This window comes from Pseudomonas sp. NPDC089743 (assembly GCF_044748785.1).
GTDB lineage: Bacteria > Pseudomonadota > Gammaproteobacteria > Pseudomonadales > Pseudomonadaceae > Aquipseudomonas > Aquipseudomonas putida_X.
The window spans coordinates 52,275-65,226 of record NZ_JBIVGS010000006.1 but is presented as its reverse complement, the minus strand read 5'-3'; the positions used below and the strand labels follow the sequence as shown (position 1 = coordinate 65,226).

Genomic DNA, 12,952 nt, shown 5'->3' with positions numbered 1-12,952 from the left:
GTTTAGCCGATACCAGAGTGAAGGTTGCCATTCACTGCTTTAATCAACCTGACGTCGCATGTGAGTATCCAACGCATGATCTGTGCCCAGCCCATCGCCCCGCCGCTTTCGCGCCCTTCGCTACCGAAGGCCCGCACCTGCGCCGGTGAGAACCCGCTGGTCCATGTGATCCTGGCCTTCTGGGCTCTCTGGCACTGTCGCCACGCCCGCCCACCGGACACTTCACTCGCGCATCTGACAAAACCCGGCCACCCTTCGGCCGATTGACTCAGCCGGGCCGCCACCAGGCGGCGGCCCTGTATGCTCACGAGCGAATTTCTCATGCACTTTGCACCCGTAGAACACGCCCAACGTTTCCTTGCCGACAACCCCGATATCGAGCTGTTCGAACTGTTCATCCTCGACGCCAACGGCGTGCCGCGCGGCAAGCTGCTGCACCGCGAGGAACTGCTGGCGGTGTACCAGAGCGGCCGCCCGCTGCCCAGCACCATCCTGGGCCTGACCCTCAACGGCGATGACGTGGAAAACTCCGGGCTGGTCTGGGACGTCGGCGACATCGACTGTCGCGCCTACCCCTTGGAGGGCAGCCTGGTGCGCCTGCCGTGGCGCCGCGTGCCGACCGCCGCCGTGCAAGTCAGCATGCACCCCAGCGAAGGCCTGCCGGCCAGCGTCGCCGACCCGCGCCATGTACTGGTACGCACGATCGAAGCGCTCAAGGCCGATGGCTACCACCCGGTGATGGCCTGCGAGCTGGAGTTCTTCCTGCTCGACCAGCAGCGTGACGCCCAGGGCCGTCCGCAGCCGGCGTTGGACAACGACGGTGGCCGCCCGCGCAGCACCCAGGTCTATGGCCTGCGTGAACTGGAGCAGATAGAGCCGTTTCTCGCCGACCTTTACGCGGCCTGCAAAGCCCAGGGCATCCCGGCCCGCACGGCGATTTCGGAGTACGCCCCCGGCCAGGTGGAAATTACCCTCGAACATGGCGATGCCTTGGAAGCGATGGACCAGGCCGTGCGCTACAAGCGCCTGGTCAAAGGCGTGGCGCACGCCCACGGCATGCAGGCGTGCTTCATGGCCAAACCCTTCGAGCATCTGGCCGGCACCGGCATGCACATGCACCTGAGCCTGGCCGACAGCGCCGGTAACAACCTGTTCGCCAGCCAGGACAAGGCCGGCACCCCGCTGCTGCGCCAAGCGGTTGCCGGCATGCTGCGCCACCTGCGCGACGCGCTGCTGCTGTTCTGCCCCAACGCCAACTCGTTCCGCCGCTTCCAGGCCAACAGCTATGCACCGCTGGCGCCAACCTGGGGTGTCGACAACCGCACGGTGAGCTTGCGCGTGCCCGGCGGGCCGGCCAACAGCCGCCATGTCGAACACCGGATCTGTGGCGCCGACGCCAATCCGTACCTGGCCGCCGCGGCGATTCTCGCGGCCAGCCACTGCGGCATCCGCGAACGACTCGACCCGGGCGCACCGGTCGAAGGCAACGGCTACGCCCAGGCCACCGAGCACCTGCCCACCGACTGGCTGACCGCCCTCGACGCCCTGGAGCGTTCGGCGTGGGCACGCGAAGCACTCGGCAAGGACTTCCTCGGGGTGTACCTGAAGGTCAAGCGCGCCGAGTACCGCCAGTTCATGGCCGAAGTCAGCGAACAGGACTGGCGCTGGTACCTGCACCAGGCCTGAGCCTCACCCTATTCAAAATAAGGAACACCCATGAACGCAGCAGTGAACAACGGCCCGGCCCAGCGCGCGCCCTCCTATTACAGTGCTTCGCTCAACGACCACACGCAGTACCCGCAGCTCACGGGCACTGTGCAGGTGGACGTGGCGATTATCGGCGGCGGTTTCACCGGCGTGGCCACCGCCGTGGAGTTGGCCGAGCGCGGCCTGAAAGTGGCGGTGGTGGAAACCAACCGCATCGGCTGGGGCGCCAGCGGCCGCAACGGCGGCCAGGTCACCGGCAGCCTCTCGGGCGACGAAGCCATGCGCACGCAGATGCGCGACCGCCTGGGCAGCGAGGTGGATGACTTTATCTGGCACTTGCGCTGGCGCGGGCACCAGATCATCGAGCAGCGGATCGAGCGCTATGGCATCGCCTGTGACCTCAAGCGTGGCCACCTGCATGCAGCGATGAAACCGTCACACCTCAATGAACTGCGCGCCTTCGAAGCCCAGGCGCATCGCCGGGGCATGGGCGACCAGGTGCAGATGCTCGACCGCAACGCGGTTGCCGAGCATCTGCAAAGCCCGTTGTACCTGGGCGCCCTGAAGAACCTGCGCAACTTGCACCTGCATCCGCTCAACCTGTGCCTGGGCGAAGCGCGTGCCGCGCACGCACTGGGCGCGCTGATCTTCGAGAACTCCGAGGTGCTGGACATCGTGCACGGCCCGCGCCCTGCAGTGGTCACTGCCCAAGGCCGAATCGAAGCACGCCAGGTGATGCTGGCCGGCGACGTGTACCACAAGCTGGAAAAGCGTCAGCTCAAGGGCAAGATCTTCCCCGCCATGGGCGGCATCGTCACCACCGCGCCGCTGGGCGAACTGGCCGAACAGATCAACCCCCAGGACCTGGCGGTGTACGACTGCCGTTTCGTGCTCGACTACTATCGCCTCACTGCCGACAAACGCCTGCTGTTCGGCGGCGGCGCCAACTATTCAGGCAAGGATTCACGTGATATCGCAGGTGAGCTGCGCCCATGCATCGAGCGCACCTTCCCGGCCCTCAAAGGGGTGCCGATCGAGTTCCAGTGGAGTTGCGCGATGGGGATCGTGGTCAATCGCATACCGCAACTGGGCAAGCTTTCGGACAACGTCTGGTACTGCCAGGGCTATTCGGGGCACGGCATCGCCACCAGCCACATCATGGGCGAAATCATGGCCGAGGCGCTGACCGGTACGTTGGAGAAGTTCGATACCTTTGCCGGGTGCAAGCACATCAAGGTACCGATGGGGGACCTGCTGGGCAATCCGCTGTTGGCGGCGGGGATGTGGTACTACCAGATGCTGGAAAAACTGCGCTGATTGCACTCCCCGGCAGGCGCGGCGGGATGTCGCGAAAGGGGCCGCGAAGCGGCCCCAGTTTTCCAGTGTGATGCGGATAGTGCCGGGCGTTGGCGAGGATCAGGCGATCTTCTTCAGGCCCTGCTTCTTCAGCTCTTCATCACGCAATTCGCGGCGCAGGATCTTGCCCACGTTGGTGGTTGGCAACGCATCGCGGAACTCGATGTAACGCGGCACCTTGTAGCCGGTGACGTTGGCGCGCATGTGCTCCATCACCTGCTCCTTGGTGACGGTCATGCCCGGCTTGACCACAATGAACACCTTGATCAATTCGCCCGACTTTTCGTCCGGCACACCGATCGCAGCGCACTGCAGTACGCCCGGCAGGGCAGCCAGTACGTCCTCCAGCTCGTTGGGATACACGTTGAAGCCCGAGACCAGGATCATGTCCTTCTTGCGGTCGACGATGCGCATGTAGCCATCGGGCTGGATCAGGGCAATGTCCCCGGTCTTGAGCCAGCCGTCACTGTCGAGGATCTCGGCGGTGGCCTCTTCACGCTGCCAGTAGCCCTTCATCACCTGCGGCCCTTTGACGCACAGCTCGCCCACCTCGCCCAGCGGTAGCTCGCTGCCACTGTCATCGATGACCTTGCACAGGGTCGAGGGCACCGGGATACCGATGGTACCGACCTGGTTGGCTTCGGCCGGATTGACCGCCGCAACCGGGCTGGTCTCGGTCATGCCATAGCCTTCGCAAATGGCGCAACCGGTGACGGTTTTCCAGCGCTCGGCCACACTCAGTTGCAGCGCCATGCCACCGGAGAGGGTGATCTTCAACGCCGAGAAGTCCAGCGCACGGAACGCCTCGTTGTTGCACAGGGCAACGAACAGGGTGTTGAGGCCGACGAAGCCGCTGAACTTCCACTTGCCCAGCTCCTTGACCATTGCCGGCAAGTCACGCGGGTTGCTGATCAGCACGTTGTGGTTGCCGATCAGCATCATCGCCATGCAATGGAAGGTAAAGGCATAGATGTGGTACAGCGGCAGCGGGGTGATGAGGATCTCGCAACCTTCCTGCAGGTTCGAACCCATCAGCGCCCGGCACTGCAGCATGTTGGCCACCAGGTTGCGGTGCGTGAGCATTGCGCCCTTGGCCACACCGGTGGTACCGCCGGTGTACTGCAGCACGGCAACATCATTGGCTTGCGGGTTGGCCTCGACCACCGGCTGGCCCTTGCCCCGCGCCAGGGCATCGTTGAAGCGCACGGCGTTCGCCAGGTTGTAGGCCGGCACCATCTTCTTCACGTACTTGACCACGCTGTTGATCAGCAGGCGCTTGAGCGGTGGCAACAGGTCGGCCACTTCGGTGACGATGACATGCCTGACCTGGGTCTTGGGTACCACCTTCTCGGCCAGGTGAGCCATGTTGGCCAGGCACACCAGGGCCTTGGCACCGGAGTCGTTGAACTGGTGTTCCATCTCCCGTGCGGTGTAAAGGGGGTTGGTGTTGACCACGATCAGCCCGGCGCGCATGGCGCCGAACACTGCTACCGGGTACTGCAGGACATTCGGCAGCTGCACGGCAATGCGATCACCCGGCTTGAGGTCGGTGTGCTGCTGCAGCCAGGCCGCAAAAGCGCCCGACAGGGCATACAACTCGCCGTAGGTGATGGTCTTGCCCAGGTTGCTAAAGGCCGGTTTATCGGCAAAGCGTTGGCAGGATTGCTTGAGTACCGCCTGGATATTGGGAAATTCGTCAGGATTGATTTCCGCCGTAATCCCGGCTGGGTATTTATCCTTCCAAAAATGGTCGATCATGGAAGCCCACTCCTTCAGCAACAGCGAAGTTCGATTTACGCGTCGATGCGTTTATTATTGATATGAGATGGCGGTTCGTTGCAAACCGAATCATCTGAAAGCGGGCCGAGAGTAACAGCTTTGCAAAGGGTCGCCTAGAGGCCAAATCGGGCCTTACGGTCACAAAAATGACTCAATGAACGATACAAGTCATTTTTAGAGTATTTGACTTAAAGTGGCGAGCTTCAAGCCGCAAGCTGCAAGCTAGAGCCATGCGCGCCCCGCTTGCGGCTTGCAGCTTGAAGCTTGAAGCTTGCAGCTCCCAACACCCTAGGCGATGTCGCGCAGCTCGCGACGCAGGATCTTGCCCACCGGTGTCATCGGCAACGACTCACGCAGCACGATGTGCTTGGGCACTTTGTAACCTGTGAAGTTGGCCTTGCAGTAGGCCTTGAGTTCATCGACGCTCAGGCCGCCCTCACGGGGCACCACGAACAGTTTCACGGCCTCCCCCGAGCGCTCGTCCGGCACGCCGATGGCGGCGCAGTTGGCTACTTTCGGGTGGCCCATGATCACGTCCTCGATCTCGTTGGGGTACACGTTGAAGCCAGAGACGATGATCATGTCCTTCTTGCGGTCGACGATACGCGTGAAGCCGTCCGGGTCGATCACCGCAATGTCGCCGGTCTTCAGCCAGCCATCGGCATCCAGGGTCTGCGCCGTCGCCTCGGGTTGCTGCCAGTACCCCTTCATCACCTGCGGGCCCTTGATACACAACTCGCCCCGCTCGCCCAACGGCAGTTCATTGCCCTCATCGTCGATCACCTTGAACGCGGTGTCTGCCACCGGTATTCCCACGGTACCCAGGCGTGCCAACTCGCCATAAGGGTTGGTGCTGGCCACTGGCGACGTTTCTGTCAGGCCGTAGCCCTCGACAATGCGGCAGCCAGTCAGGCTCTCCCAACGTTCGGCGGTGGCTTTGACCAGCGCCGTACCGCCAGAGTTGGTCACCTTGAGCGCCGAGAAATCCAGCTGCCGGAAGCCCGGGTGATCCATGAGCGCCACGAACAGGGTGTTCAGCCCCAGCAGTGCGGTGAACCGCCACTTGCCCAGTTCCTTGATGAAGCCAGGGATATCGCGCGGGTTGGTGATCAACACGTTATGGTTGCCGGTGACCATCATGCACATGCAGTTCGCGGTGAAGGCATAGATGTGGTACAGCGGCAGCGGCGCGATCATCACCTCCTGGCCTTCCTTGATCAGCTTCTGCCCGTCCGGGCCATGCTGCGAAAAGCACGCCAGCACCTGCAGCATGTTGGCCACCAGGTTGCCGTGGGTGAGCATGGCGCCCTTGGCCAGGCCCGTGGTGCCGCCGGTGTACTGCAGCACGGCGATGTCGTCGAGGCTCAGGATTACCGGTTTGTGGCTCAGCGCCGCGCCCTCGCGCAGTGCCTGCTTGAACGAGATGGCCTGCGGCAGATGATAGACCGGGACCATTTTCTTTACCTTGTCGACCACGGTGTTGATCAACCAGCCCTTGGCCGTAGGCAACAGGTCGCCCATCTTCGCCTCGATCAGGTATTGGATGCCGGTATCGGGCAACACCTCCTGGACCCGCTTGCCGAACATGTTCAGGTAGACCAGGGCGCGGGCACCGGCGTCTTTGAACTGGTGGCGCATTTCACGCTCGGTGTACAGCGGGTTGGTGTTGACCACGATCAGCCCGGCGCGCAGGGCGCCGAACACCGCAATGGGATACTGCAGCACGTTGGGCATCTGTACGGCGATGCGGTCACCCGGCACCAGGTCGGTGTGCTGCTGCAGCCAGGCAGCAAAGGCCGCCGACAGGCGGTCGAGTTCGCCATAGGTCAGGGTCTTGCCCAGGTTGCTGAACGCCGGGCGGTCAGCGAAGCGCTTGCAGGAGCGCTCGAAAACCTCGACGACCGAGCTATACGCATAGATATCGATGGTGGAAGGCACGCCCGCCGGGCGCTTGTCATTCCAGAAGTCGGCTTGCATTTATTATTGTTCCTCTGCCTGAACCCGCTCTTAGCCTGTAATCCCTTTGCCTGATGGCAAAAAGGCGTTCAACCGACGTTAGCAGGTAAGCCAGAGGTGGCCTATATGCCAAGGGCCGCCATTAACATTGTGAATCTTATTTGTGCCCTTCCTGCAATCCGGCCGCTTGCGCATACTCTGTGCTCGTACCCCAGTGCAAAGGATCCGCCATGCCTTACGACGCCTTTTGGCTGCCGGCCAGCGAGCATTGCAACCTCTACGTGCACCAATGGCTGCCGGCTACCCCGGTCAAGGCGGTGGTGCTGCTGGCCCATGGCATGGCCGAACATGGCGGGCGCTACCAGCACCTGGGCCAGGCGCTGAGCGCTGCCGGCTATGCGCTGCTGGCTGCAGACCTGCGCGGCCACGGGCGTACCGCCGAACAGGGCAGCCTCGGCCTGTTCGCCCGGCAACATGGCTGGAATGCCGTGGTCAACGACCTGGCCCTGCTCACCCAGCACATCGGCCAGCAGTTCCCCTCCGCACCCCTGTTCCTGTTCGGCCACAGCATGGGCAGCTACATCGCCCAGGCCTACCTGATGCACCACAGCGGCAGCGTGCACGGGGCGATCCTCAGTGGCTCCAATTTCCAGCCGCCGGCGCTATATCGCCTGGCGCGCCTGATCGCCCGGCTGGAGGCCTGGCGCCAAGGGCCGCAAGGCAAGAGTGCGCTGATCGAGTGGCTGTCGTTCGGTTCGTTCAACAACGCGTTCAAACCCAACCGCACGCCCTTCGACTGGCTCAGCCGCGACCCTGACGAGGTGGACAGGTACGTCAGCGATCCTTTGTGCGGTTTTCGCTGCAGCAACCAGTTGTGGCTAGACTTGCTGCTCGGCCTGGCGCAGATCAGCCAGGCAAAGAACCTTGCGCAGATCGATCCGAACCTGCCGTTGCTGGTGATTGGCGGTGAATGTGATCCGGTGAGTGCCGGCAAGCGTCTCACCCATCTGGCCGACGCCCTGCGCGCGACCGGCAATCGACATGTACAACTGCGCGTCTACCCGAAGGCGCGCCACGAAGTGCTCAATGAACTCAACCGGGACGAGGTCACCGCCGATATCCTCGCGTGGCTGGAACAGGCGCTGGCCCTTGGCCGCCCTGCCCGCAGTGAATGATAACGGCCTTGTCCGCCCATCAAGGAAGCGCCAATGACCCAGGTCACCAACACGCCTTACGAAGCTCTAGAAGTCGGCCAAAAGGCCAGTTACGAAAAGTCTGTGGAAGAACGCGACATCCAGCTGTTCGCCGCGATGTCCGGTGACCACAACCCGGTGCACCTGGATGCCGAATTCGCGGCCAAGAGCATGTTCCGTGAGCGCATCGCCCATGGCATGTTCAGCGGCGCGCTGATCAGCGCGGCAGTGGCCTGCACCCTGCCCGGCCCCGGCACCATCTACCTGGGCCAGAAGATGAGCTTCCAGAAGCCGGTGAAAATCGGCGATACCTTGACCGTACGCCTGGAAATCCTCGAGAAGCTGCCCAAATTCAAAGTGCGTATCGCCACCAACGTGTACAACCAGAACGATGAGCTGGTGGTAGAGGGCGAAGCAGAGATCCTGGCACCGCGCAAGCAGCAGACGGTAGAGCTGGTATCGCCGCCGAATTTCGTCGCCAGCTGATCATTCAGGCAGTACCGGCGACAGGGCCGGTGCTGCCGGGTCATTCCAACGCCTTGAGCTTGCCCTCGATATGCCGCCGCTCCGGCGCCTGACGCGTCAAGTCCAGCGCCTGCCGCCAGGCCGCACGGGCCTTTTCTAGCTGCCCCAACTGGCAATGCAGCTCCGCCCTCGCCGCATGCGCCAGGTGGTAGTCGCGCAACTCACCCGTCGCCAGGATCGTTTCAACCTCCGCCAACCCCGCCTGCGGCCCATCCCGTTTGGCCAGCGCCACCGCTCGGTTGAGCGCCACCACTGGTGACGGCCATTGCCGCTGCAGCACATCGTAAAGGCCGACAATCTGTGCCCAGTCCGTTTCACTGGCGCTCCTGGCCTGCGCATGCACCGCTGCAATGGCCGCCTGCACCGTGTAGGCACCGAACGCCCGGCTGCGCAACGCCCGCTGCACCAGTTCACAACCTTCGTTGATTTGCGCACTGTCCCACAGGCTGCGATCCTGCTGGTCGAGCAGCACCAGATTGCCCTCGGCATCGCACCGTGCTCGCTGGCGTGAGGCCTGCAGCAACATCAGCGCCAGCAACCCGACCGCCTCCGGGTCCGGTAGCAACTGCACCAGCAAGCGGCCCAGCCGAATCGCTTCGTCACTTAACGCCTGCTGCAACAAAGCCTCGCCCGAAGACGCCGAATAGCCTTCGTTGAACACCAGGTAAATCACCCGCAACACGCTTTCCAGGCGCTCAGGCAATTCGTTCAGCTCCGGCACCTGGTAAGGGATGCGTGCATCGCGGATCTTGGCCTTGGCGCGCACGATGCGTTGGGCGATGGTCGCCGGGCTCTGCAGGAAGGCACGGGCGATCTGCTCGGTGGTCAGGTCACAGACTTCGCGCAGGGTCAACGGCACCTGCGCATCGGCAGCCAGGGCCGGGTGGCAGCATGTGAAAATCAGCCGCAGGCGATCATCGGCGAGCAACGCCTCTTCACTGGGGTCTGGCCCCTGGCCCTCGATGAGCATGATCAGGTCAGCCTGGGAACGGTCGAAACGCGCGCGGCGCCGCACCGCGTCAATGGCCTTGAAACGGCCGGTCGATACCAGCCATGCACGTGGATTTTGCGGGATACCGTCGCGCTGCCAGCGCTCGACGGCAATGAAGAAGGCATCATGCATGGCCTCCTCTGCCAGGTCGAAATCCCCCAGCAGGCGGATCAGCGTGGCCAGGATACGCCGTGAGTCCCGGCGGTAAACCGCCTCGATTTCAGCGCGCACCTGCAACAGCGTTGCCATCAGTCCGGCATCCGCTGGGTCACCACCTCCACCAGGCGGTCCAGGCTTTCTCCCCACCCCTGGTGAAACCCCATTTCTTCATGGGCCGTGCAGTCGGCAGCGCTCCAGTGCCAGGCCCGAGCGGTATAGCGGGTCTTGCCATGTTCCTCGTCAAACGTCACCACTGCGGTCATGAAGGCTTTGGCAGACGGCACCCAGCCTGGCCCGAACGCATCGGTGAACACCAGACGACGTGGCGCGGCAATCTCCAGGAACACACCCTGGGTGGGGTACTCGGTACCGTCGGGCGCACGCATCAAAGTGCGAAACAGGCCGCCGACCCAGAGCTGCATTTCACATTCCGGCGTGGTCATGCCATGCGGCCCCCACCACTGCATCAGCCACCGGGGTTCGGTCCAGGCACGAAACACCTTGGCGGGCGGGGCGTCGATCAGGCGGCTGATGGACAACTCGTGCTGCGCTTGCGCAGGTTGGGCAAGGCTCATTCTTGTTGTTCTCCGTTGCGGTCAGGGTTGCAGGTCGCGCACGGGCCTCACTTCAACGCTGCCGACCCGTGCTGCCGGGATGCCTTTGGCAATGTTCAAAGCCTCGTTGAGATCGCGGGCATCGACCAGGTAAAAACCCGCGAGCTGCTCTTTGGTCTCGGCGAACGGGCCATCGGTCAGGCTCATGTGGCCACTGCGCACGCGCACCGTGGTTGCGGTCTGCACCGGTTTCAGCGCCTCGGCCGCGAGCATCCGCCCACAGCGCTGCAGCGACTCGGCGTAAGCCATGCATTCGGCGTCTTCGGGGCTGTCGGGCAGGCTGTGCAGCAGCCCCTCGTCACAATAGACCAGGCACAGGTATTTCATGGTGATCTCCACGGCATTGGCAACGTGCGTTTGGCGATAGCGGATCAGGGTTTGAGATCGAACAGCGCTTTCTGGGTTTCCATATCGAAAGGCGCCGACCAATGTTCGTGGATGACCCGCCACTGGCCGGCGGCCTTGCGATAGCCCACGGTGACACGCATGAAACCGCACTGGCTTTCGTCGTCCGACGGGCCGCAGCGGTTGAGCCAATGGGCCAGGCCCAGGTCGCCATCGGCGTATACCGTGAGTTCGGCCAATTCGAAAATCATCGGGCCGGTGCAAAAGCCCATGCACAATTCCCAATGGGCCTGGTACGTGGCCTTGCCCTTGAACTGCAATTGCTTGATCGCATCGAAGGCGACGATGTCGTCGGCATAGGGGGCGGTGATTGCTGGGATGTCACGATCGCGCACCGCTTGCATCCAGCGCTCGATCAGTTCACGGATTTCGCTTTCGGCCTGGGTATTCATGAGGGGCTCTCCGACGTGCTTGTGGCGCCGGTACTCGGCGCCTTCACCACTGGTCGAACGGGAGCGCAGCAAATCGACAACAGGCAGAAAAAAGGCTGAAGAGCGGGGTTGCCCCCAGTAGCCGCCTACACCGCCGGGCTGGCCAGTATGAATTCGCGATAACCTGAAAGGATCACGTACACCGCGAAATAGCAGAAAATCGCCGCCGAAAGCAGGTACGACCAGGTCAGCAAACGGTCACCGAGCAGGCGCCCACCATGGCTGGCGATGCCGCACAGGCTCAGGCACCAGACCAGCCCTGCGGCGAAAAAGCCGCCAAGAAACAAGCCGGCCTCCAGCACGCTACCGCCACCGGAACGGGAAATCAGCACGCCACCGACAGCGGCGAACCACAAAATGGCGGTGGGCGACGACATGGCCAGGAAGATACCGCGCATGAACTCGCGCCAGGCCGATTCCGCCACCGCCTCGCTACGCACTTGCATATGCCCGCCGCGCCAGGCCGCCAGCAGCATCTTCAGGGCGAACCACACCAACAGCGCTGAACCACCCAGCCACAAGGCCCAGCGCACGCTCTCGAACTGCAGCAACACGGTCATGCCGGCCAGCGCTGCGATTGCGTACACCAGGTCACCGACGCACGTCCCCAGGCCAAGCCAGAAGCCTTGCAGGAAACCGCGCTGCATGGCCAAGGTGATCATGGCGATATTGGCCACACCGATATCCAGGCACAGGGACAGGCTGAGGAGAAAACCGTTGGAGAAAGGCATGGGGTACTCGATGGCCGCTGAAGAGCGCCGTAGAGCCTATCACGAGTAGGTTGCATCAGGTTCCCATCACAACAATGCTGTCAAACCCAGCTGGCACTCATGGCAAAAGAATCATTCAGGACCTTCACTACCCGTGAGAATCTGCGCATACCGGCCCCGGTCCACGTTCGCCCCGCTCAACACCACCGCCACACGCTTGCCGGCCTGCCGTTCGCGCTCTTGCATCAACGCGGCCAGCGCTGCAGCGCCTGCACCTTCGGCAGTGTTGTGCGTAGCCTCGTGGTAAACCCGCATGGCCTCGGCGACCTCACTGTCGGTGACCCGCACGATCCGCGCAGCATGCTCATGCACCAGGGCAAAGGCTTGTGGATGGGGTACCCGGCAAGCCATGCCATCGGCGAAGGTTTCAGCAGTGGCGGTGGTAACGATACGACCCTGCTCGAAGCTTTGTGCATAGGCATCGGCGGCACTGGACACCACACCGACGATCTGGGTACTCAAACCTAGCAGGTTACGCGCCTGGATCAGCCCGCAAATGCCTGACCCCATGCCGATCGGCACGTAAACGCAGTCCAGATCACGCACAGCCTCAAACAGCTCCAGGGCATAGGTGGCCACGCCGCGCACCAACTCCGGGTGAAACGAAGGCACCATGGCATAACCCAATTCTTCAGCCAGCCGCGCCGCTTCCTCACGGGCCACATCGAAGTCCACACCATACTCGACCAACTCGGCGCCCAGCGAGCGCATGGCAGCGTTCTTCTCTGAGGAGTTGCCCTCAGGCACTACGATGACCAACGCAATGCCTGCCTGCCGCGCCGCCAGGGCCATGCTTTGCCCGTGGTTGCCACGTGTCGCGGTCACCAGCCCGCGGGGAGGGTTGCCGCCGGCCAGCAGCGAGCGCACATACACCAGCCCGCCCCGGACCTTGAAGGCCCCGGTAGGTGCGTGATTTTCGTGCTTCACCCACACCTTGCAGCCCAGCCGCTCAGCCAGCAACGGCCAGGCGTGCTGGGGGGTAGCGGGTACGTGTTGGTGAACGTAATCGGCGGCTTCGCGCAGGGCGGCGAGGTCGAACATGGCGATCATCCCTTCTCGGTGTGTA

At 63.0% G+C, this 12,952-nt stretch carries 12 protein-coding genes; 4 read left to right on the top strand and 8 right to left on the bottom strand.

The annotated features are described in order from the left end of the window. The first annotated feature begins 321 nt into the window (after positions 1 to 321). Positions 322 to 1,686 (top strand): glutamine synthetase family protein, encoded by a 1,365-nt coding sequence (locus tag ACIPZC_RS13000; protein ID WP_400627324.1) that lies wholly within the window; start codon positions 322 to 324, stop codon positions 1,684 to 1,686. 30 nt (positions 1,687 to 1,716) lie between these two features. Then, complete coding sequence (locus ACIPZC_RS12995; protein WP_400627322.1) at positions 1,717 to 3,024, top strand: NAD(P)/FAD-dependent oxidoreductase; 1,308 nt, start codon at positions 1,717 to 1,719, stop codon at positions 3,022 to 3,024. Positions 3,025 to 3,123: 99 nt separating this feature from the next. Here the strand turns inward: ACIPZC_RS12995 and fadD1 are convergent, their stop codons facing one another. After that, a complete protein-coding gene (fadD1, locus tag ACIPZC_RS12990) occupies positions 3,124 to 4,821 on the bottom strand; it encodes a long-chain-fatty-acid--CoA ligase FadD1 (protein WP_400627320.1) in 1,698 nt (565 codons plus the stop codon). Positions 4,822 to 5,130: 309 nt separating this feature from the next. Then, positions 5,131 to 6,819 (bottom strand): long-chain-fatty-acid--CoA ligase FadD2, encoded by a 1,689-nt coding sequence (gene fadD2 / locus ACIPZC_RS12985; RefSeq protein ID WP_400627318.1) that lies wholly within the window; start codon positions 6,817 to 6,819, stop codon positions 5,131 to 5,133. A gap of 209 nt (positions 6,820 to 7,028) precedes the next feature. Here fadD2 and ACIPZC_RS12980 point away from each other — a divergent pair, with 209 nt between their 5' ends. Together ACIPZC_RS12980 and ACIPZC_RS12975 are read left to right on the top strand one after the other, a co-directional pair. After that, entirely contained in the window at positions 7,029 to 7,973 is a 945-nt protein-coding gene (locus tag ACIPZC_RS12980) for a lysophospholipase (RefSeq protein WP_400627316.1), read from the top strand. Positions 7,974 to 8,006: 33 nt separating this feature from the next. Then, the gene (locus tag ACIPZC_RS12975; protein WP_012315672.1) at positions 8,007 to 8,477 is read left to right on the top strand and encodes a MaoC family dehydratase; all 471 of its coding nucleotides are present in this window, start codon (positions 8,007 to 8,009) and stop codon (positions 8,475 to 8,477) included. Between the two features lie 40 nt (positions 8,478 to 8,517). Here the strand turns inward: ACIPZC_RS12975 and ACIPZC_RS12970 are convergent, their stop codons facing one another. From ACIPZC_RS12970 to ACIPZC_RS12945, 6 genes are all read right to left on the bottom strand, one after another. Then, positions 8,518 to 9,756: an RNA polymerase sigma factor gene (locus tag ACIPZC_RS12970; RefSeq protein WP_400627314.1), complete on the bottom strand. Its 1,239-nt coding sequence runs from the start codon at positions 9,754 to 9,756 to the stop codon at positions 8,518 to 8,520. Continuing rightward, entirely contained in the window at positions 9,756 to 10,241 is a 486-nt protein-coding gene (locus tag ACIPZC_RS12965) for an SRPBCC family protein (protein ID WP_241806065.1), read from the bottom strand. The genes ACIPZC_RS12970 and ACIPZC_RS12965 overlap by 1 nt, the downstream gene beginning before the upstream one ends. A gap of 21 nt (positions 10,242 to 10,262) precedes the next feature. Further along, positions 10,263 to 10,607 carry a YciI family protein gene (locus ACIPZC_RS12960; RefSeq protein WP_241806064.1) on the bottom strand — a complete coding sequence of 115 codons (345 nt, stop codon included), beginning with the start codon at positions 10,605 to 10,607 and terminating at the stop codon, positions 10,263 to 10,265. 44 nt (positions 10,608 to 10,651) lie between these two features. Beyond that, entirely contained in the window at positions 10,652 to 11,077 is a 426-nt protein-coding gene (locus ACIPZC_RS12955) for a nuclear transport factor 2 family protein (RefSeq protein ID WP_241806063.1), read from the bottom strand. Positions 11,078 to 11,202: 125 nt separating this feature from the next. Next, positions 11,203 to 11,847, bottom strand: a complete 645-nt coding sequence (locus tag ACIPZC_RS12950) for a LysE family translocator (RefSeq protein ID WP_241806062.1) — start codon at positions 11,845 to 11,847, stop codon at positions 11,203 to 11,205. Positions 11,848 to 11,958: 111 nt separating this feature from the next. Further along, complete coding sequence (locus ACIPZC_RS12945) at positions 11,959 to 12,927, bottom strand: threonine dehydratase (protein ID WP_400627311.1); 969 nt, start codon at positions 12,925 to 12,927, stop codon at positions 11,959 to 11,961. Between the last annotated feature and the right edge of the window lie 25 nt (positions 12,928 to 12,952).

Excerpts from the sequence above, each read along its gene's own strand:
- ACIPZC_RS13000 (WP_400627324.1), top strand. The coding sequence starts at position 322 with ATGCACTTTGCACCCGTAGAACACGCCCAACGTTTCCTTGCCGACAAC.
- ACIPZC_RS12995 (WP_400627322.1), top strand. The coding sequence starts at position 1,717 with ATGAACGCAGCAGTGAACAACGGCCCGGCCCAGCGCGCGCCCTCCTAT.
- fadD1 (WP_400627320.1), bottom strand. The coding sequence starts at position 4,821 with ATGATCGACCATTTTTGGAAGGATAAATACCCAGCCGGGATTACGGCG.
- fadD2 (WP_400627318.1), bottom strand. The coding sequence starts at position 6,819 with ATGCAAGCCGACTTCTGGAATGACAAGCGCCCGGCGGGCGTGCCTTCC.
- ACIPZC_RS12980 (WP_400627316.1), top strand. The coding sequence starts at position 7,029 with ATGCCTTACGACGCCTTTTGGCTGCCGGCCAGCGAGCATTGCAACCTC.
- ACIPZC_RS12975 (WP_012315672.1), top strand. The coding sequence starts at position 8,007 with ATGACCCAGGTCACCAACACGCCTTACGAAGCTCTAGAAGTCGGCCAA.
- ACIPZC_RS12970 (WP_400627314.1), bottom strand. The coding sequence starts at position 9,756 with ATGGCAACGCTGTTGCAGGTGCGCGCTGAAATCGAGGCGGTTTACCGC.
- ACIPZC_RS12965 (WP_241806065.1), bottom strand. The coding sequence starts at position 10,241 with ATGAGCCTTGCCCAACCTGCGCAAGCGCAGCACGAGTTGTCCATCAGC.
- ACIPZC_RS12960 (WP_241806064.1), bottom strand. The coding sequence starts at position 10,607 with ATGAAATACCTGTGCCTGGTCTATTGTGACGAGGGGCTGCTGCACAGC.
- ACIPZC_RS12955 (WP_241806063.1), bottom strand. The coding sequence starts at position 11,077 with ATGAATACCCAGGCCGAAAGCGAAATCCGTGAACTGATCGAGCGCTGG.
- ACIPZC_RS12950 (WP_241806062.1), bottom strand. The coding sequence starts at position 11,847 with ATGCCTTTCTCCAACGGTTTTCTCCTCAGCCTGTCCCTGTGCCTGGAT.
- ACIPZC_RS12945 (WP_400627311.1), bottom strand. The coding sequence starts at position 12,927 with ATGTTCGACCTCGCCGCCCTGCGCGAAGCCGCCGATTACGTTCACCAA.